22 protein-coding genes are annotated in these 17,234 nt (G+C 51.8%); 11 read left to right on the forward strand and 11 right to left on the reverse strand.

The window, feature by feature from the left end; genetic code table 11:
• Positions 1-89: 89 nt before the first annotated feature.
• The 6 genes from ACFE8Q_RS12320 (at position 90) to ACFE8Q_RS12345 (ending at position 6,847) form a co-directional block, all read left to right on the forward strand.
• Positions 90-902: an SDR family oxidoreductase gene (locus tag ACFE8Q_RS12320; protein WP_375445693.1), complete on the forward strand. Its 813-nt coding sequence runs from the start codon at positions 90-92 to the stop codon at positions 900-902.
• A gap of 210 nt (positions 903-1,112) precedes the next feature.
• Positions 1,113-1,616, forward strand: coding sequence for a hypothetical protein (locus tag ACFE8Q_RS12325; RefSeq protein WP_375445694.1), 504 nt, complete (start codon positions 1,113-1,115; stop codon positions 1,614-1,616).
• An 85-nt stretch (positions 1,617-1,701) separates the two neighbouring features.
• The gene (locus tag ACFE8Q_RS12330; RefSeq protein WP_375445695.1) at positions 1,702-4,044 is read left to right on the forward strand and encodes a TonB-dependent receptor; all 2,343 of its coding nucleotides are present in this window, start codon (positions 1,702-1,704) and stop codon (positions 4,042-4,044) included.
• A 106-nt stretch (positions 4,045-4,150) separates the two neighbouring features.
• Entirely contained in the window at positions 4,151-5,008 is an 858-nt protein-coding gene (locus tag ACFE8Q_RS12335; RefSeq protein WP_375445696.1) for a hemin ABC transporter substrate-binding protein, read from the forward strand.
• On the forward strand, positions 5,008-6,075 hold the full coding sequence (locus ACFE8Q_RS12340) for a FecCD family ABC transporter permease (protein WP_375445697.1): 1,068 nt from the start codon (positions 5,008-5,010) through the stop codon (positions 6,073-6,075). The genes ACFE8Q_RS12335 and ACFE8Q_RS12340 overlap by 1 nt, the downstream gene beginning before the upstream one ends.
• Positions 6,068-6,847: a heme ABC transporter ATP-binding protein gene (locus tag ACFE8Q_RS12345; protein ID WP_375445698.1), complete on the forward strand. Its 780-nt coding sequence runs from the start codon at positions 6,068-6,070 to the stop codon at positions 6,845-6,847. The genes ACFE8Q_RS12340 and ACFE8Q_RS12345 overlap by 8 nt, the downstream gene beginning before the upstream one ends.
• 16 nt (positions 6,848-6,863) lie before the next feature.
• On the opposite strand, the gene aac(6') is transcribed toward ACFE8Q_RS12345, so the two are convergent.
• The 5 genes from aac(6') to ACFE8Q_RS12370 form a co-directional block, all read right to left on the reverse strand.
• The gene (gene aac(6') / locus ACFE8Q_RS12350; protein WP_375445699.1) at positions 6,864-7,304 is read right to left on the reverse strand and encodes an aminoglycoside 6'-N-acetyltransferase; all 441 of its coding nucleotides are present in this window, start codon (positions 7,302-7,304) and stop codon (positions 6,864-6,866) included.
• A gap of 62 nt (positions 7,305-7,366) precedes the next feature.
• Positions 7,367-7,789, reverse strand: a complete 423-nt coding sequence (locus ACFE8Q_RS12355) for a hypothetical protein (protein WP_375445700.1) — start codon at positions 7,787-7,789, stop codon at positions 7,367-7,369.
• A 92-nt stretch (positions 7,790-7,881) separates the two neighbouring features.
• The gene (locus ACFE8Q_RS12360) at positions 7,882-8,379 is read right to left on the reverse strand and encodes a Spy/CpxP family protein refolding chaperone (RefSeq protein ID WP_375445701.1); all 498 of its coding nucleotides are present in this window, start codon (positions 8,377-8,379) and stop codon (positions 7,882-7,884) included.
• A 4-nt stretch (positions 8,380-8,383) separates the two neighbouring features.
• Entirely contained in the window at positions 8,384-8,692 is a 309-nt protein-coding gene (locus tag ACFE8Q_RS12365) for a hypothetical protein (RefSeq protein ID WP_375445702.1), read from the reverse strand.
• A gap of 30 nt (positions 8,693-8,722) precedes the next feature.
• Positions 8,723-9,310 carry an RNA polymerase sigma factor gene (locus ACFE8Q_RS12370; protein ID WP_375445703.1) on the reverse strand — a complete coding sequence of 196 codons (588 nt, stop codon included), beginning with the start codon at positions 9,308-9,310 and terminating at the stop codon, positions 8,723-8,725.
• 252 nt (positions 9,311-9,562) lie between these two features.
• Here ACFE8Q_RS12370 and ACFE8Q_RS12375 point away from each other — a divergent pair, with 252 nt between their 5' ends.
• From ACFE8Q_RS12375 to ACFE8Q_RS12385, 3 genes are all read left to right on the forward strand, one after another.
• The gene (locus ACFE8Q_RS12375) at positions 9,563-9,883 is read left to right on the forward strand and encodes a hypothetical protein (RefSeq protein WP_375445704.1); all 321 of its coding nucleotides are present in this window, start codon (positions 9,563-9,565) and stop codon (positions 9,881-9,883) included.
• A gap of 86 nt (positions 9,884-9,969) precedes the next feature.
• Positions 9,970-11,439, forward strand: a complete 1,470-nt coding sequence (locus ACFE8Q_RS12380; RefSeq protein WP_375445705.1) for a DUF1800 family protein — start codon at positions 9,970-9,972, stop codon at positions 11,437-11,439.
• A 13-nt stretch (positions 11,440-11,452) separates the two neighbouring features.
• Positions 11,453-12,670 (forward strand): DUF1501 domain-containing protein, encoded by a 1,218-nt coding sequence (locus tag ACFE8Q_RS12385; protein WP_375445706.1) that lies wholly within the window; start codon positions 11,453-11,455, stop codon positions 12,668-12,670.
• A 74-nt stretch (positions 12,671-12,744) separates the two neighbouring features.
• Here the strand turns inward: ACFE8Q_RS12385 and ACFE8Q_RS12390 are convergent, their stop codons facing one another.
• Both ACFE8Q_RS12390 and ACFE8Q_RS12395 read right to left on the reverse strand, forming a co-directional pair.
• Complete coding sequence (locus ACFE8Q_RS12390) at positions 12,745-13,218, reverse strand: hypothetical protein (RefSeq protein ID WP_375445707.1); 474 nt, start codon at positions 13,216-13,218, stop codon at positions 12,745-12,747.
• 91 nt (positions 13,219-13,309) lie between these two features.
• Complete coding sequence (locus tag ACFE8Q_RS12395) at positions 13,310-13,675, reverse strand: DUF1304 domain-containing protein (RefSeq protein WP_375445708.1); 366 nt, start codon at positions 13,673-13,675, stop codon at positions 13,310-13,312.
• Positions 13,676-13,811: 136 nt separating this feature from the next.
• Between ACFE8Q_RS12395 and ACFE8Q_RS12400 the strand changes: the two genes are divergently transcribed.
• Both ACFE8Q_RS12400 and ACFE8Q_RS12405 read left to right on the forward strand, forming a co-directional pair.
• Positions 13,812-14,108, forward strand: coding sequence for a putative quinol monooxygenase (locus tag ACFE8Q_RS12400; RefSeq protein WP_375445709.1), 297 nt, complete (start codon positions 13,812-13,814; stop codon positions 14,106-14,108).
• Between the two features lie 234 nt (positions 14,109-14,342).
• A complete protein-coding gene (locus ACFE8Q_RS12405; protein ID WP_375445710.1) occupies positions 14,343-14,738 on the forward strand; it encodes a hypothetical protein in 396 nt (131 codons plus the stop codon).
• A gap of 75 nt (positions 14,739-14,813) precedes the next feature.
• Here the strand turns inward: ACFE8Q_RS12405 and ACFE8Q_RS12410 are convergent, their stop codons facing one another.
• The 4 genes from ACFE8Q_RS12410 to ACFE8Q_RS12425 form a co-directional block, all read right to left on the reverse strand.
• The gene (locus ACFE8Q_RS12410; RefSeq protein WP_375445711.1) at positions 14,814-15,263 is read right to left on the reverse strand and encodes a hypothetical protein; all 450 of its coding nucleotides are present in this window, start codon (positions 15,261-15,263) and stop codon (positions 14,814-14,816) included.
• 11 nt (positions 15,264-15,274) lie between these two features.
• On the reverse strand, positions 15,275-15,763 hold the full coding sequence (locus ACFE8Q_RS12415; protein WP_375445712.1) for an FKBP-type peptidyl-prolyl cis-trans isomerase: 489 nt from the start codon (positions 15,761-15,763) through the stop codon (positions 15,275-15,277).
• A 34-nt stretch (positions 15,764-15,797) separates the two neighbouring features.
• Positions 15,798-16,154 carry a VOC family protein gene (locus tag ACFE8Q_RS12420; protein WP_375445713.1) on the reverse strand — a complete coding sequence of 119 codons (357 nt, stop codon included), beginning with the start codon at positions 16,152-16,154 and terminating at the stop codon, positions 15,798-15,800.
• Between the two features lie 150 nt (positions 16,155-16,304).
• Positions 16,305-17,168: an RNA polymerase sigma factor RpoD/SigA gene (locus ACFE8Q_RS12425; protein WP_085413706.1), complete on the reverse strand. Its 864-nt coding sequence runs from the start codon at positions 17,166-17,168 to the stop codon at positions 16,305-16,307.
• Positions 17,169-17,234: the final 66 nt, after the last annotated feature.

The following is a 17,234-nucleotide window of genomic DNA, read 5'->3' on the forward strand; positions in this document are numbered from 1 at the left end:
TGTTACTCTGCCCGGCAACGGTGCTTGCTCGAAGCGAAGCAACTGAACACGGTAGACAGTAAACAGAAAACTCCTTTATTTTTGACCCCATGAATCAATCTGTCGTTGTAATTACCGGTGCCTCATCGGGTATTGGGCAGGCGCTTGCTTTCGCTTTTGGTCGAACAGGCGCTGCTATCATTTTCTGCGGCCGTAAAGCCGATGCCTTACAAACTACTGCCGACGCTTTGACGGCAGCAGGCATCACAAACCTCCCCGTTGTGGCCGACGTAAGCGTGGAGGCCGACATGAAACGCCTGATGGAGGAGACCGTTTCCCGCTTTGGCCGGATCGATATTCTAATCAATAATGCGGGGATCAGCATGCGCGCGCTATTTGTCGATACTGACCCTGACGTGTTGCGTAAAGTAATGGATATCAACTTCATGGGAACGGTTTACGCCACGCGCTACGCCTTACCCCACATCCTGAAAACGAAGGGCTCGATAGTGGGTATATCGTCGATTGCAGGTTACAAAGGGCTACCGGTTCGCTCTGGTTATTCCGCTTCAAAGTTTGCGATGAATGGCTTTTTGGAAGCAATCCGTATTGAACTACGGTATTCAGGAGTTCACGTGCTGACGGCCTGTCCCGGTTTTACGGCATCGAACATCCGTTTTTCAGCACTCGATAATCATGGGAAAGCGACGGGCGATACCATGCGCGAAGAAGGATCGATGATGAGTTCAGAAGAATGTGCTAACCATATTTTAAAAGCCGTTCAGCAGCGCAAACGCGAATTGATACTAACCGGTCAGGGAAAACTAACCGTCTTTCTCAATAAATTACTGCCGGGCCTGGTCGACAAACTGACGTACAATACCCTGGCTAAGGAGAAAGATTCGCCTTTGAAACGAGTGTAGATATTGGCTATTGGTTACTAGTTGCTAATCATTGAATTACTGTTTATTACTTGACAACCAACCTGTTAACAAATAACTGACAATCAATATCTAATAACCAGTAACCAACAACTACCTTGTATTGAATTCTGTCTTCAGCCTATACCCTGATTGTTAAGTCGGATGCACAGTAGTCGTATACCTGTTGGTCGTATGCTCCTGGGGACAGTTATGTTCGCGCTGTTAAGCATCTATGGCTACTATTCTGGTTGTGAGCTGGTTGCCAAATGGGCTTTCGCGCATCAAACCTATTTCGAGGCCGACCAGCTCTTACTTATCACTTTACCGAAGGCCGATCTGACAGAGGCAAACGCGTTTCTGGCTGACGCAGGTGAGTTTGAATGGCAAGGGCAGATGGTTGATGTCCTTCACCGCGAGGTCCGTTCGGATACCCTATACATCTATGGTTTCCGCGACGAAGCAGAAACGAACCTGAAAAAGGAAGCGGCGTGGCTCTATCAGGATAATCCGTCGCCCGGTCAACTACCCGATGCGCGCAGCAAACGGGCAAAATGGCCGACCGTGTTCATACTGCCTGTCTCCGAGCAGGTAAACCAAACTCAGCGGCCTGCATTGCCTGAGTTACGGCTTCCGTTTACGTATACAGCGCATCACCTTCGGTCTCCATTGCTGGAAGTACCGTCGCCCCCACCCAATAGCGGACTGAATTTTTAGAGTTTTGTCTGGTTAATAGCCAGCAATCCGGTTAGGTACGTCCTTTCCGGCAGGAATTTCTTTACCTCATCAATCAACGTAGTTCATGAAATCAATTTACGTCCGGTTCTATACAACCGTATTGCTTCTACTTTGCCTTTTTCCCAGCCTGTACGCCCAACTGGTGGTAACGGGCCGAGTGGTTGACCCAACTAATAACCAGCCCATCGTGGGTGCTTCGGTACTGGTCACCGGTGCGGCCCGTGGTACAACAGCCAACGATAAAGGGCAGTTTGAGATAAGTGTCAACGAAGGTGATCAGCTACAGATTTCGGCCATCGGCTACCTTACCCAGCAGGTGACAATCAAGGCCACAACGCGCATGCTGACGGTGGAACTAGAATCGTCGAACACAGACCTGAACGAGGTGATCGTCTCCGGGTATTCGGCCCCGCAAACGCTTCAGCGGACGGCTGGTGCCGTTGGCTTAGTTACCAGCCGCGACATTCAGCGCACCAGCGGCATTCATCTACAAAATTTCGTTAACCTCATTCCCGGTGTGAAAGTGGAGATGCGGACGGTGGCCGCCGGTAACCGGATCGTGATTCGGGGCTACGGTAACCAGACGAATTTCAACGGCGTCGGGTACAAAGCGTATCTAAACGATATTCCGCTGACGGATGGCGACGGCACCACCTTCCTGGACGACGTGGATTTCACGACGCTGAGCCGGGTTGAAGTACTGAAAGGACCGGCTTCCAGCGTATATGGCAATGCCCTTGGCGGCGTTGTCAATTTGTATACAGAGCGGGCTCCGATTGGCAAAACATCTGTCAGTCAACAGCTTTTAGTGGGGTCGTATGGCCTGGTTCGCACCAACACATCGATAAAAACCGGTTCCGATAATACTAGTTTGAACATTAACTACGGCCATCAGAAATACGACGGTTTCCGGCTGCATGGCACGTCAAAAAAAGACTTCCTGACCGTCACCAGCGATACGTACCTGAGTGCAAAACGGTCGTTATTGGTCTTTGTTGGTTACACGAATTCCTACGATTTGCTATCTGGCCAGGTCGACAGCCTAAACCTGATTGTTCACCCTGATACGGCGGAGGTAGCGTATCTGGCCAATAATGCCAGCATTAAAACGGAAAGTGCCCGTATCGGCATCAGTCATAACTACCAGTTTACGGACCGCTTCTCGAACCGCACTACGCTGTTTGTGGGCGGTCAGGTTATCGACCAACCTTTTGCGGCCGGGGTCAACAAGACCAACAAGTTCAAATTTGGTGGTCGCACGGTGTTTGCCTACACCAACGAGTCGGCTTCATTACGGCCGACACTGAGTGTTGGTGCTGAGTTTCTGAAGAATTTCAACTACGCCAAAGGCTATGGCCTATCCAATGGCATTCTGGGTGCGCTTCGCTCCGATCTGGAAATACAGGCCATGCAGTACAGCGTTTTTGCGCAGGCGGCCCTTCAACTCGCCCCCCGACTTACGCTGTCGGCCAGCGCGGGGGTAAATTACGTCGAATATGGCATTACCGACATGCGCGCCAGCACGACTACGCCCCTATACGTGAACGTGTCGGGCTATGATCGGTTCAAGCCCGTGTTATCGCCTCGTGGTGCGCTGGCCTACCAGCTTACAAACGATGTGTCACTGTATGCCAGCGTGAGTCAGGGATATTCAGCACCGGCAACCAATCAGGTGGTGATTGCCCAGACTGGGGTAGTCAACTACAACCTGCGCCCGGAACTGGGCACCAGCTACGAAATAGGCAGCAAAGGCAGCCTGTTGAGCAAAGCGCTCACGTACGAAATCGCCTATTTCAGTATGGCCGTAACCGATAAGCTTGTGCCACAAAACTTCCCCGCCGCTGGCTCACAGCCCGCCTATACGCTCACGACCAACGCCGGAAAAGTGCAGCATAATGGGCTTGAACTAGCCGTGCAATATGCCTACCGCCCGCTTGCCGGAGCCGTTTCGCTGGTCCGGCCGTTTGTATCCTACACCTACAGCGATTTTTATTATCAGGATTACAAAAGCGATAACAACAGCGACAACCGGACTATCAATTACACCGGTAAAAAGGAGTCGGGCATTGCCCCAAATTTGCTCAATGCTGGAATTGATGTGGAGGTACGTCCTGGTTTTTACCTGAACGCGACGATGATGTACGTCGATAAGATGCCCATTACGCTGGCTAACGACCACTACGCACAGGCGTATACGCTCGTAAATGGGAAGCTTGGCTACCGAAGCGCATTGGGTAAGCACCTTAACCTGGATCTATATGTGGGTTCAGACAACATCCTGAGCAGCACCTACTCGTCGTTAATCTTCCTGAACCTCCCCAATCCGGCGAATAACCGACCCTTGTTTTTCAACCCCGCGCCAAAAATTACTTACTATTCAGGCGCGATGGTCAAGTATACGTTCTAAGCTGACTGGCAAACAGGCATTTTGTGTTGGTGCAATCTTCGCTAGCTCTCAACGCAAAATGCCTGTTAAATACCCTTTTACATCTCACTAACTCAAGTATTGATTCATGAAAAAACTATCCATTCTCCTGCTGCTTACCTGCCTGCTGGCATGCACTTCTACACCGAAAGACCAATCACAGACGGCGGGTAAACAGCGCATTGTCTGCGTTGCCAAACAGCTTACCGAACTGATCTACGCGCTGGGCGCTGGCGACCAACTGGTTGGCGTTGACCTGTCGAGTACGTACCCACCAGCGGCGCAGAAACTCACAAAAGTCGGGTACCACCGGATGCTCAATGCTGAAGGGATCATTGCCCTGAAACCAACAGTTGTGTACCATGATGGAAATGTGGCCCCGGAAGCGGTGATCGATCAGTTGAAAAAAGTGGGCGTGCCGATGAAAGTATTCTCCGATGCGCATTCGATTGTCGAAACCAAAGCCCTGATCGACACCCTGGCGGCTCAGTTTGGTGCCCAGAAACAGGCCGACAGCCTGAAAACGAAACTGGATACCGATCTGGCCAACGCAGCCAAGGCAGTTAAACAGTACAAGACTACGCCGAAAGTAGCCATCATCCACTTCGGCCGGGTGATCAACAACTACCTGGTTATCGGCAAGGCAGGAACGGCCTCGTACATGCTTGGTCTGGCGGGTGGCACGAACGTAATGGATACACTGAAAGGCATGAAACCACTAAGTCCGGAAATTATCAGCAAAGCGCAGCCAGACATTATTCTGGTGACTGATTTTGGCTACGACCGACTGGGGAATGCCGAGAAGCTGGCGACCCTACCGGGCATTGCGTTGACGCCCGCCGGTAAGAACAAGAAGATTTACCGCATCGAAGAACACGATCTGATCTACCTGGGGCCACGGACGGGCGAAAATGTGCAGTTGCTCATGAAATTGATTCATCAATAATGAATCTAACACTGTTAACCCCGCGAAACTGGTACGCGCTTCTGACCGGTTTACTGCTCGTAACGATTGTCGTAGCCTTACGAATCGGGGCCGTAGACCTCACCTTCGACGATATTCGCCATATTGTGCTCAATGGGTTGGGATTCTCGGCCAGTACCGTCGATCCAGTTTCGCAGGGATTATTTTTACAGATCAGGCTGCCTCGGGTGCTGCTCTGCGCTACAGTCGGCGCGGGTCTGTCGGTATCAGGCGTGCTCATGCAGGCGCTGTTTCGGAACCCCATCGTTGAGCCGGGACTAGTCGGTACCAGCTCCGGCGCAGCCCTTGGCGCGGCTCTTGTCTTCGTTCTTGGCAAGAATATTAACTGGGCTTTTACCGATGCGCTTGGCCTTTTTCTGCTACCCTGCGTCGCCTTCACGTTCGCTTTTGGTGCCACACTTCTGGTCTACCGCATTGCCTCAGCGGGCGGCAAGGTCAACGTGGCCACGATGATTCTGGCGGGCATTGCCATCAACGCGCTGGCAACGGGCGGCACGGGTTTCCTGTCTTACATTGCGCGTGATCCGCAGGCGCGGTCCATCACGTTCTGGAACCTGGGTACGTTCTCCGGGGCCGACTGGACTCAGTTTGCCATTGTGTTGCCCGTTACCGTCATCGGTATTTTGCTGGCGTTGCGCTTCACCAAGGCCCTGAACATCCTGATTTTAGGAGAAGATGAAGTGCGGCATCTCGGCTATAACATCGACCGGTTGAAAATCCAGGTGTTACTCCTGAATACATTACTGGTTGCCATTGGCACGGCAATGGTTGGCGTCATTTCGTTTGTTGGGCTGGTCGTGCCGCACCTGCTTCGGTTACTCAAAACATCCGACAATCGGTTTCTGGTCATTGCCTCGGCGCTGCTGGGCGGTTCGTTACTAACCCTGGCCGACACCATCGCCCGCCGACTGGTTGCCCCGGCCGAGTTTCCGATTGGCGTGATCACGGCTTTTGTTGGCGCTCCCGTATTTATCTGGTTACTGATGCGCAACGCGAAAGCATTTCAGAAAGGAGGATTCTATGCTTAAAGCCGACCACTTAACGTTCAAAATCGGGCAGAAAACGCTGATCGACGATGTATCGCTGACGTTGCAACCGGGCGAATTTACGATGGTGCTTGGGCCGAATGGCGCGGGGAAAAGTACGTTGCTCAAATTGCTGACGGGCACAGAAAAGCCGCAACAAGGCCAGATATGGTACGGCGACCAGCCGCTGCACTCAATTCCGCTACCCACAATGGCGCGGCAAAAAGCGGTACTGTCGCAGTTGCTCTCGCTCCCGTTCGATCTGAGTGTTGCGGAGGTAGTGATGATGGGCCGGTATCCGTATTTTGAGCTGAACCCGACCAGCCGGGATAAGCAGATTGCGGATGAATGCCTGGAGTTAGTGGGCATGCTGACGTTCAGGTCACGGGCGTTCGCCTCGCTGTCGGGTGGCGAAAAACAGAAGGTACATCTGGCGCGGGTACTGGCGCAACTCCACCGCCAACCGGCCGACGACAGCACGAAATACCTTTTCCTCGACGAGCCAATTTCGGCGCTGGACATTCACTTCCAACACCAGATTATAAGCCAGGTACGTGATCTGGCCGCCCAAAACATGATGGTGTTCGTTATTGTACACGACATCAATCTGGCCTTACAATATGCTCAGCGGGTGATTTTGATGGATAATGGTCGAATCGTCGGCAATGGAGTGCCCAACGAAGTGCTCACGCAGAGTGCCATTGAAACGGTATTCCAGCTAACGCCTTACTTTATGACGCATCCCGGAACGGGCAGACGGGTGATGCTGGTGTAGGTACGTTGTCGTTGATTCATACCGACTTGATGAAGCTCACAACGCGTTCGGCTTCATCGAACCCTACCTGCCGATGAAACGCCTGACTGGCAACATTGTCAAGTTGCACGTCGGAGGCGAGTTCGCTACAACCCTGATGACGAGCCCACTCTTCGGCGTATTCGATCAATTGCCGACCGCAGCCTTTTTGGCGGAAATCAGCCCGCACAAATACGCCTTCCACATAGGCTACCGGTCTTTTCGTCGCGCCAGGTACGTAATCGTAACGAAGCGACAGGTTTATGAAACCAATTGCTTCCCGGTCGTCATTCCGCAGCAGAAAGGCGGCTTCAATGGGCGATCGCTGTATCGCTGTCAGGGCGTCGGTCATCTCGTCGGTTTCGTAATCGGGCCACAGTTGACATGCCAAATCGAACCACTCCTGAAAATCTGATGGGGTTACTTCCCTGATGCTCATCTAGTTTACTGTAAACTGACCCTATAAGGTCTTCGAGACCTTATAGGGTTCACTGCCTCAGATTATCGGTTATTACGGGGGCCACGGCCTTCCCGCATACGGTTCCGCTGTTCGTCGCGCATGGTTACATACTGCTGATACTGGTCTTTACTAAGTACCGCTTTCAGTTCGCCATCTTTGGCTTCCATCGTCTCACGGGCCTGTTTCATCATGCCACGATTCCGGTCGCCGGATGTCATCATCTTCTGGGCTTCCTGGGCATATTTAAGGTTAATAGCGGCTACGCTCTTTTCCTGTTCAGCCGTTAGGGCCAATTGCGTCTTCATCTGAGCGGTCTGACGTTCGGCCCGTTGCTCGGGTGTACTGGCGGCCATGCGCTCACGGCGTTCAGCCCGATTATCAGCCGTAGGCGGTGTAGTCTGAGCATAGGCCTGTACTGAAACAAAAGCGCCGACAAGCACCGTGAGCATTAGGTTGGTTTTCATACTGATTAATTGTTGTAGTTGGTGAAAGAAAGACCGCCAATCAGCGGCCCGGCACTTATATGAATGCGAATTAGATGAAAAACTTGCGCAGGCTAGTCACTTTTTTGGTCGCGCCGGGCTTGCAATCTACCGCGAAGGCCGGGATTATTCAGTCCCTGCCCAACCCGGCGGATGAGTTGATCGAACTTTATCTGCTGCTCCGGGGTGCAAAGGGAACGTACCTGCTGCCAATGCCGGAACCGAATTCGGGTGACCTGTCTATTCTGCCGAAACATCGCTTCACTTAACTGGTCCAGTTCAGCATCGGTCACCAGCGTGTCTTTGATTTTGTCGAGCAGTGTCGTTCGCAGTACCCGCAAACTATCTTCGTGGGGCTTTGCCTGCTGGCGAAGTTGCACCCGACTCTGGCGATAGGCTTTCCGCTGCTCGGGGGAAAAACCTAGTTGCTTCACCAGCATCGCCTCTGGCAGTGGGCGGTTGGTCCTGGCGGTATTTAGTCGGCGCACAACCCAGCCTACAGTCAGCAGATTCAGGCAGAGTAACAGCCCGATGGCTGCCCACAGCCAGTAAAATTTCCGTTTTGTTTCCATGCGCTTACCAGTCCAGTACGTTAGCATCGAAGCCCCATTCCGACGGCAGGCTGGTTGCTTCCTGCTCCTGTTCATCTCGGGCCATCTGTTCACGGACATACACAACCGCCGACAGGTTCAGCACCAACACGAGCCCCAGTGAAGCAACCACCCAGGCAGGTCGGAACACCCAGGTTGTGGGCGTTGCCGACGTCAGTCGCTGACGGAGGTGGGCTTCTACCCGCGTGCTGAAAAACGGGTTGGGGTTGGCCCGTTCCAGGCCATCTATTGAGCGAAGTGTCTTCTCGACTTCTTCTTCACGTTGCGATTTCATGTTCATTATCTGTTTCAAGCCAACCAAAAACTACGCCTTGTCTGCTTCATAATACGTTCGTAACCAGTTCCGTAGATTAACCTTTGCCCGGTGAATCAGCGACTCGACCGACGAGAGCGATACCTGCATGACCTCGGTAATTTCCTGATAGCTCAAGCCTTCAATCTGATGCAGCGTAAAGGCGATTTTCTGCTGATCGGATAGCCGGGCAATGGCCGCAAACAGTACTTTTGACCGCTCCTGTTGCTCCAGCTTTACGCCCGGATGCACAAAATCGACCGGGTGAAGCCTTTCGTCCAGCCCCGCATCTCCGTCGGACGAAAACAGCGACTTGAAAAACGCAAACCGTTTGCGAGCATGTCGTTTTCGATACGCTTCCAGTGCCTTGGTTGTGGCGATCCGGTAGATCCAGGCTGTCAGTTTTCCGTCTCCGCCAAACGAATGAATCGACTCATAAATCTGAATAAATACCTCCTGCGCCACATCTTCCGCTTCGTCGGGTTGCCTCACGATGGTCAGCACCGTATTGTATACACGTTGCTGGTACGTTTCGACCAATCGCCGAAACGCACTGGGGTCGCCCCGCTTTAATCCGGTAATGAGTTCAGGTACGTCCAAACGGGTGTTGATGGGCTACAGTGATTAAATGCAGATTGGCCGGTAAAACTTGCGGGCAAGGGTAAACTATTTTCAGGCTTTTTTCGCTGGTGCCAGGTTTCTGTTTCAAATCCAGGTACGTTACTCGCCGTTGGTCAGATAAAAAAGTTTTAGACCAACCCGCAAGTTTTTTCCGGCAATGGCATTTTATGAGTAGATGGACACCGAATGAGTATCAGGAGTCCTACACACAACGTTGACGAACAACAACTGATGAAAACTGCAAAAATTGCCTCGTTTCTCTTTCTGGGCATCAGCCTACTTACTAACCAGTTAGCTGATGCACAACGCATTATAGTACGTGTCAATCCGCGGCCACGCCCGATTTATGTGGCCCCAAGACCCGTTTACGTGGCACCACGGCCGGTATATATAGCCCCCCGACCTGTTTACGTAGCGCCACAACCTGTTTATGTGACTCCTCGACCAGTGTACGTTGCACCGCGCCCGGTCTATGTAGCTCCTCGCCGGGTGGTGTACGCCGCGCCGCGTCGGGTATATGTTGCCCCACGTCGGGCATATCGGTTACGGTAATACATTTATGCTCAGAGGATTGTAGATATTTCTTGTAATCCTGTCAGAAAACCAGTTTGTAGTCCACTCACTATATCCTTACCAGTATGCGTTCGATCAGTAAACAACAGCAAATTCAGCACCTGTTTTGGCGGGCCGGCTTCGGTGCCACCCCTGCTGTGGTGCAACGGGAAAGCCAGCGGTCCATCAAGAAAGTGGTGCGTGACCTGATCCATAGCGACCAATCGTTTGCTCCTCTGACGGTGGTTGATACCTCGCAACTGGTTGACCGGAAAGACCTGCAAAACATGGTTCGCACGGGCCTGATCGACCGCACGATGCTGAAGCAGCGGCTGAAAGAAAATACGGAGCATATTCGGGATCTGAATGTGCTTTGGGTCGAACGAATGGGCAGCAGTCAGGATGTGCTTCGCGAAAAAATGGCCTTGTTCTGGCATGGTCATTTTGCCTGTCGCGTACTTAATCCGGTGGCTGTTCAGCAGTACCTCAACACCATTCGGAAACATGCGCTGGGTACGTTCGGCGATCTGTTGATGGCCGTTTCCAAAGAACCGGCGATGCTTCAGTTCCTGAACAATCAGCAGAACCGTAAGAACGCGCCAAACGAGAATTTTGCGCGCGAAGTGATGGAACTGTTCACCCTTGGCCGAACCGATTCGGGTGCCGACGGATCAGCCAACAACTACACGGAAGCTGACGTAAAAGATGCCGCCCGCGCCTTTACCGGCTGGGGATTCAACGCCCAGGGCGAATTCATGTTCCGCAAAAACCAGCACGACGATGGGCTGAAAACCATCTTCGGGCAGTCGGGTACGTTCGCTGGCGAAGATGTGATCCGACTATTGCTGGAACGGAAGCAAACCGCCCGCTTTATCACCACCAAACTGTACCGGTTTCTGGTCGATGAGCAAGCAGCTAATGCCACGGCCAGAGCCCGAATCGACACGCTGGCCGACCGATTTTATAACAAGGGCTATGACATTGCCGACCTGCTGGAGAGTATCCTGACGGCCGACTGGTTTTACGAACCCGCCGTGGTTGGCAACCGTATTAAATCACCGGTTGACCTGCTGGCGGGCATGGAACATGCGCTGGGTCTGCAATTCGAACAAAAGCAGTCGCTCATTTTTATTCAGCGCACGCTCGGGCAGGTCTTGCTGTATCCGCCAAACGTAGCAGGCTGGCCGGGCGGGCGTAACTGGATCGACAGTTCAAGCTTACTTTTCCGCATGAAACTCCCCGACCTGTTGCTTCAGGCTGGCCAGGTAACGATCAGGCCCAAAGAAGACGGCGATGTGAACACTGAACTGCTGTCTAAACGCGGAAAAGGGTCTATGCAGGCTTCGGCAGACTGGAAAGCATTTGAAGACGCGTTTGCCAGCGTGAGCACCGACAAACTCCCCGACGAACTGGCCAGTTACCTGCTTCAGCAGCCGTTGGGTGCGGCCCAGCGGGCGGCCGTTGTGAAACGAATTAAGCCCGACAGTTCCAGAAGCGAACAGATCAGGCTGTTAACAGCCACTATCATGGCTCTCCCCGAATATCAACTTTGCTAATCCCGGCAACATCATGCAACGCAGAGACTTTCTAAAAAAATCAGCCCTCACTACCGCCGGGACCATGCTGATCCCGCATTTTTTGAAGGCCTACGAACTGAACCAGTTGGGCATGGCTCCGGCAACGGGTAAAACCCTGGTTATCGTGCAGTTATCGGGTGGCAACGACGGCCTGAACACGGTGGTCCCCTATCGCAATGACATTTACTATCGCGAACGCCCTACGCTTGCTATTCCGCGCGATAAAGTCTTGTCGCTCAACGACGAAATCGGTTTTAACCCCGCGCTCGAATCACTGAAATCACTGTATGACGACGGGTTGGTGACGGTGATCAATAATGTTGGTTATCCCAATCCCGACCGGTCGCATTTCCGGTCAATGGATATCTGGCAAACCGCCAGCGACTCCGACAAATACGTATCAACGGGCTGGCTGGGGCGCTATCTGGACGCCAGTTGTAGCGGCACCGATGGGTGTCAGCCGCACAGGGCCGTTGAGGTCGACGACACGCTTAGCCTGGCCCTGAAAGGCTCGCACGTGAACGGACTAGCCATGCTAAATCCGCAAAAATTATACAATCAGACGCGGGGTAGCCTGATCGAAGGGTTGGCAAAAACCAGCCATGACGAGCCTACCAATGTATCGTATCTGTATAAAACACTAGCCGAAACCGTCTCTTCGGCGGCCTATGTGTACGACAAATCGGCCCGGTCGGCCAGCCCGGTAAGCGCGACGAAAGGAACGTACCCAACCAATGAACTGGGCAGCCGGCTAAAAACGGTTTCTGAATTGATTCAGTCGGGAGTGAGTACCAGCGTGTATTACATCTCGATTTCCGGCTTCGATACGCACATCAACCAGCCGAACCAGCAGGAACGTCTGTTGCGGCAATACGCCGATGCCGTGAAGGCGTTTATGGGCGATATGAAAGCAACGAACCGGCAGAACGATGTGCTGCTGATGACATTTTCGGAGTTTGGTCGACGAGTGAAACAGAACGCCAGCAACGGCACCGATCATGGCACGGCCAATAACGTATTCCTCGTCGGCGGCGGATTGACTCCGGGCAAAGTATTCAACGAAGCCCCTAACCTGACCAGCCTTGACGAGGGCGATCTGAAATACACCGTTGATTTCCGTAACATCTACGCCACCCTCCTCCGCGACTGGCTCAAAGCCGACGATACAGCCATCCTGGGCCGTAAATTCGATACGCTCGGTTTCGTTTAAGTGGTCCTGTCACGATCACGAATGAGCTGGGTACGTATCTGTCTAGTCAGTTACGGCTTTTTAGCGCCATCTTCTCACTCAGGCACCGCCCTCCGTTGGGGAAGTTGTTGCTGTAGTTTGTCTGCCCGTTCGGGCCACTCGGCGGCGTCATGAATGCGAAAACGCGGGCCACCAACTTCCAGAATTTGGCGAATACGCTCTACCGGTGTATTCGCCAACTGCTTGAACGTACGTATGCCACCGGCAATCAGCAAGGCAGCTACGTCCGGCCCAATTCCTTCAACGGTAACAAAATTGTCAACCATATCAGCGGTTGACTGGCCAGCGGCTGGCTCCTCAATTGATATTACTTCAAGATGCGTACCATCTTTTTCGTTGGTAATGTCGATGGTTTCGGCCGTCACGCCGTCTATTGTGTCGATTGTATCGGCCAGTTCGATGATCGACTTGTTGGGGCCAATAAAGATATCGAGCGTCGTGTTGGCATCGATAATCCGTGATTCATCGGGTTCGTTATCGTCGTCGGTCGCTGGTGAGTGCGTTGTCATCCTGAGTAGCCGTTTAGTTTATAACTAACTACTCTGACGGACAACGGCTGTTCAGGCGACTTACGGAGCGGACTGTTAACGGGCAGGTACGTTACCTGATATGCAGCGCAATCAACGCCAGAATGGCGGGCAACGCCTGCACGAAGAAAATTTTCCGGCTGGCCGTTAAAGCGCCATAGATGCCCGCGATGATGACACAGCTCAGAAAGAAGATGGCGATATAGAATTTCCAGGCTTCGTCGGTAATAAAAAACGTCCAGATCAGCCCGGCAGCCAGAAATCCATTGTACAGGCCCTGATTGGCCGCCAGTCCTTTTGTTGGCTTGAACAGTTCGGCAGGCATCGCACCTTTGAAAATAGCTTTACCTCTGGTTTCCCAGGCAAACATCTCGAACCAGAGAATATACAGATGTTCAAGAGCGACAAAGGCAATCAGGATGGTGGTAATAATAGTCATATGCTAGTGGGCTTTAAGTAGTGGAGGTACTTTTTTTCGGATTACGACCGGAAAATTAACCAAGTAATCCGTAGTCACCTAGAGGATGCCCCGGTAATTAACCCTACATTTGATCATATCTTAAAACCAACGAATTATGGAAAAGAAAGTAGGATTGCTTGTTCGCTTAGTGGCGAAACCCGGTAAAGAACAGGCTGTTTCTGATTTCCTGGCGAGTGCGTTGCCATTGGCCAACGTTGAGTCAGATACGGTGACCTGGTATGCCATGCAACTGGACGCTGGTACCTTCGGCATCTTTGATACCTTTCCCCATGAAGAAGGTCGTCAGGCGCATTTGAGCGGCCCAATCGCAGCGGCTTTGATGGCTCATGCCGATGAATTACTAGCCGAAGCACCAGACATTAAACCCATCACAGTGCTTGCCTCGAAATAAATCTATTTAACAATTCCCGGTAACCAGCGTTAAGGGCCTTCCACAGATCGGAGGCCCTTTGTGCGTTATACACAGCCACAGAAACTACAGAAACAGGCCTGCCCTTCATCCGGCAATGCCCGTTTACAGAAAGAATTGACCGTTCATACAATTCGGGCAACGTATTCAGCATCTGATCGTCTTTGAGTTACCTGACAATAACAGGTTATTCCTTACTCATAAACGGTTACGATAATGAACGCGCTTATCTTTTCTCTTCTACTGACGCTGACCGTCAGTCCCACTACGTTGGCCGGTCCGATCCGGCAGAATAAACGCGACCACCCGACAAAACTTGTTCGCTTTGATGTGGGTGCCCTTATTACCGGAAGTGGCAAACTGCGCGTCAATGTAGACAAGCAGTTAGGCGGTCAGGTATACGTTCAGTTGCTGGACCGAAGTGGTCATGTATACTACAACCACACGCTATATGCCGATGAGGAATTCATTCGCCTCAACATGGACCTGAGCCATTTATCGGCTAATGACTACGTTCTGAAAGTGTCGAACGGCTTAGAAATGCTTACACGGGAAATCAAAATCACTACCGTGCAGCCAATTCAACAGGTACGTTCCATTACGATACAGTAGGCTATTATTGGATGTTGGATAGTGAATAAAAAGAGTCCAGTAGTTAATATTCAATAGGTAATTCAGTTGAATTACTTATTGATTCACGCGTATATATTTCTCGATAATTACGTGGTCGACGTTTAATTTTTCCACCTTCTCAACGCCGCGCTGAATCAGGGTGTCGTTGAGAAAGTGGACCGTGAATTCAAATGTATTTCCCTCCCACTGTTTATCCGTGAAATAGTCCAGGTGTTCCGTATAAACATTTCCGTCAAGCGTGTATTTTCCACCTCCTGCACTAAAAGGAGCAGCCGCCGAATCTGAGGCAGCACCGATAGCGTGATTCAGGAAAGCAAAGTGCGTATCGTTGATAATCTTGATCATTTTTCGTTTCGGGTCAAACGTAGACTCGCTTTTCCCCTTCTCGATACTCGTTGCCGAAACCAGTTCCCAGGTGCCAACGATCGAGGTTGGCTTCTCTGGTTTAGCACAGCCTGCCAGCACAAAAGTAAGGATCAACAAGCGTGTATTTTTATAGATCATGGTAGTTTTTTTCAGTTAATTTTTAGCAGATCAATCTGAAATACGAGAATTGAATTAGCCGGAATATCTGCTTGCTCCTGAGCGCCGTAGGCCAGGCTGGGCGGCAGATACAGCATGATACTTCCACCGGGTGCCACCAGTGGAATACCTTCCTGCCAACCCAGCACCAGTTGATTCAACCCAAAACTGACGCCATCTGCACTATCGAAGGACGTGCCATTGGTAAGCTGTCCTTTATAATTAACGGTTACGTTGGAACACACGGTTGGCTTAGCGCCTTTACCTGGGTTCTTGATGGAATAATAAAAACCGCGCGCATCGGCAGTAGCCTTAATCTGGTTTGCGTCGATGTATTGTTTAAGCGTAGCTACCTCTTCTTCAGGCGCTCTGATATCAACTGGCGGCTGTGTACACGGGCTCTGTTCGCCCGACTGACATGTACAAAAAAGCCAGGCTACGGCCAGCCAGGCTATGTTCCATTTTTTCATGCGTTGTATCATGATGGCAAGTTACGCCTTTTCAAAATGTGTATCGTCAGATATCATATTCGATGAATTCCATCCGGTTGCCGAACGGGTCGCGGATGAAGAACCGTCGGCGCCCGTCGATGTCAGATGAGTACGTGATCTCAACGCCTTTTTGGTCTAATTCCTGCCGCGCTGCGTCCAGGTCAACCACTTCAAAAGCGGGGTGCCGAAGGGAATAACTGGCACCTGCTTCTTCGCGCAGATGCAGTTGAATATCGGCGATCTCGAACCAGATCGCGCCACCGGGATGAGTACCCGGAATTTCCGTCAAGCCAAGCACCTGCGTATAAAAAGTCCGCGCGTCTTCTGTTTTCTGCTCTGGTATGGATACCAGCACATGGTCGAGTCGTTTGAATTGAATCATTTGGCCATAAACATAGAGAAAATACGAATTGGATTACCTGCCTGTCACGGTAAAACGTACCTACACAAAAAGCCCGCCGAAGCGAGCTTTTCTGTAATCTGTTTAGTCTGCTACTACCTGCCCGGACGCGGGACCGCCCGCAAGGCGGGGTTACCCCAGGTACGTCTTCAACGCTTTTGAACGTGAGGTGTGACGCAGGCGACGAATGGCTTTCTCCTTGATCTGACGAACGCGTTCGCGGGTCAGGTTAAACTTCTCACCGATCTCTTCCAGCGTCATAGCGTGTTCGCCGTTCAGACCGAAATACAGTGTAATCACGTCGGCTTCACGCTGCGTCAGCGTGGAGAGGGCGCGTTGCACTTCTTTGCGGAGCGAATCGTTGATCAGGCCAGAATCAGGCTTGTCTTCACCGTCGTTTTCCAGAACGTCGAGCAGGCTATTTTCTTCACCCTGAACAAACGGCGCATCCATCGATACGTGCCGACCCGAAATCTTAAGTGTATCGACTACCTCGGCTGGTGAAATCTCCAGTACGGCAGCCAGTTCTTCCGGCGAAGGCTCGCGCTCGAATTTCTGCTCCAAATCAGAGAAGGTCTTCGAGATTTTGTTCAGCGAACCAACCCGGTTCAGGGGAAGACGAACAATACGAGATTGCTCGGCCAGGGCCTGCAAAATCGACTGGCGAATCCACCAAACGGCGTACGAAATAAACTTAAAGCCACGCGTCTCATCAAAACGCTGAGCGGCTTTGATCAGGCCGAGATTTCCCTCGTTGATCAAATCGCCCAGGGAGAGACCCTGGTTTTGGTATTGCTTGGCAACCGACACGACGAAACGTAGGTTGGCCTTCGTTAATCGTTCCAACGAGAGTTGATCACCTTCCCGAATTTTCTGGGCAAGGGTCACTTCTTCGTCGGGCGTCAGCAGGTCAACCTTACCAATCTCCTGGAGGTACTTATCCAGTGACTGACTTTCGCGGTTGGTAATCTGTTTTGAAATTTTTAGCTGTCTCATGTATCTGCTGAGGATGGTGTCACACGGGCGTAAATACCCGTATGACGGCACACGTGCTTATCTTGT

It is taken from the genome of uncultured Fibrella sp., from assembly GCF_964250085.1.
Lineage (GTDB): Bacteria > Bacteroidota > Bacteroidia > Cytophagales > Spirosomataceae > Fibrella.

Bases quoted from the DNA above. Each gene is read 5' to 3' on its own strand.
- ACFE8Q_RS12360 (WP_375445701.1), bottom strand. From the start codon at position 8,379: ATGGAAACAAAACGGAAATTTTACTGGCTGTGGGCAGCCATCGGGCTG.
- ACFE8Q_RS12335 (WP_375445696.1), top strand. From the start codon at position 4,151: ATGAAAAAACTATCCATTCTCCTGCTGCTTACCTGCCTGCTGGCATGC.
- ACFE8Q_RS12390 (WP_375445707.1), bottom strand. From the start codon at position 13,218: ATGACAACGCACTCACCAGCGACCGACGACGATAACGAACCCGATGAA.
- ACFE8Q_RS12340 (WP_375445697.1), top strand. From the start codon at position 5,008: ATGAATCTAACACTGTTAACCCCGCGAAACTGGTACGCGCTTCTGACC.
- ACFE8Q_RS12330 (WP_375445695.1), top strand. From the start codon at position 1,702: ATGAAATCAATTTACGTCCGGTTCTATACAACCGTATTGCTTCTACTT.
- ACFE8Q_RS12345 (WP_375445698.1), top strand. From the start codon at position 6,068: ATGCTTAAAGCCGACCACTTAACGTTCAAAATCGGGCAGAAAACGCTG.
- ACFE8Q_RS12420 (WP_375445713.1), bottom strand. From the start codon at position 16,154: ATGATTCAATTCAAACGACTCGACCATGTGCTGGTATCCATACCAGAG.
- ACFE8Q_RS12415 (WP_375445712.1), bottom strand. From the start codon at position 15,763: ATGATACAACGCATGAAAAAATGGAACATAGCCTGGCTGGCCGTAGCC.
- ACFE8Q_RS12325 (WP_375445694.1), top strand. From the start codon at position 1,113: ATGTTCGCGCTGTTAAGCATCTATGGCTACTATTCTGGTTGTGAGCTG.
- ACFE8Q_RS12425 (WP_085413706.1), bottom strand. From the start codon at position 17,168: ATGAGACAGCTAAAAATTTCAAAACAGATTACCAACCGCGAAAGTCAG.
- ACFE8Q_RS12385 (WP_375445706.1), top strand. From the start codon at position 11,453: ATGCAACGCAGAGACTTTCTAAAAAAATCAGCCCTCACTACCGCCGGG.
- ACFE8Q_RS12395 (WP_375445708.1), bottom strand. From the start codon at position 13,675: ATGACTATTATTACCACCATCCTGATTGCCTTTGTCGCTCTTGAACAT.
- ACFE8Q_RS12365 (WP_375445702.1), bottom strand. From the start codon at position 8,692: ATGAAATCGCAACGTGAAGAAGAAGTCGAGAAGACACTTCGCTCAATA.
- ACFE8Q_RS12405 (WP_375445710.1), top strand. From the start codon at position 14,343: ATGAACGCGCTTATCTTTTCTCTTCTACTGACGCTGACCGTCAGTCCC.
- ACFE8Q_RS12400 (WP_375445709.1), top strand. From the start codon at position 13,812: ATGGAAAAGAAAGTAGGATTGCTTGTTCGCTTAGTGGCGAAACCCGGT.
- ACFE8Q_RS12320 (WP_375445693.1), top strand. From the start codon at position 90: ATGAATCAATCTGTCGTTGTAATTACCGGTGCCTCATCGGGTATTGGG.
- ACFE8Q_RS12355 (WP_375445700.1), bottom strand. From the start codon at position 7,789: ATGAAAACCAACCTAATGCTCACGGTGCTTGTCGGCGCTTTTGTTTCA.
- ACFE8Q_RS12410 (WP_375445711.1), bottom strand. From the start codon at position 15,263: ATGATCTATAAAAATACACGCTTGTTGATCCTTACTTTTGTGCTGGCA.
- ACFE8Q_RS12375 (WP_375445704.1), top strand. From the start codon at position 9,563: ATGAAAACTGCAAAAATTGCCTCGTTTCTCTTTCTGGGCATCAGCCTA.
- ACFE8Q_RS12380 (WP_375445705.1), top strand. From the start codon at position 9,970: ATGCGTTCGATCAGTAAACAACAGCAAATTCAGCACCTGTTTTGGCGG.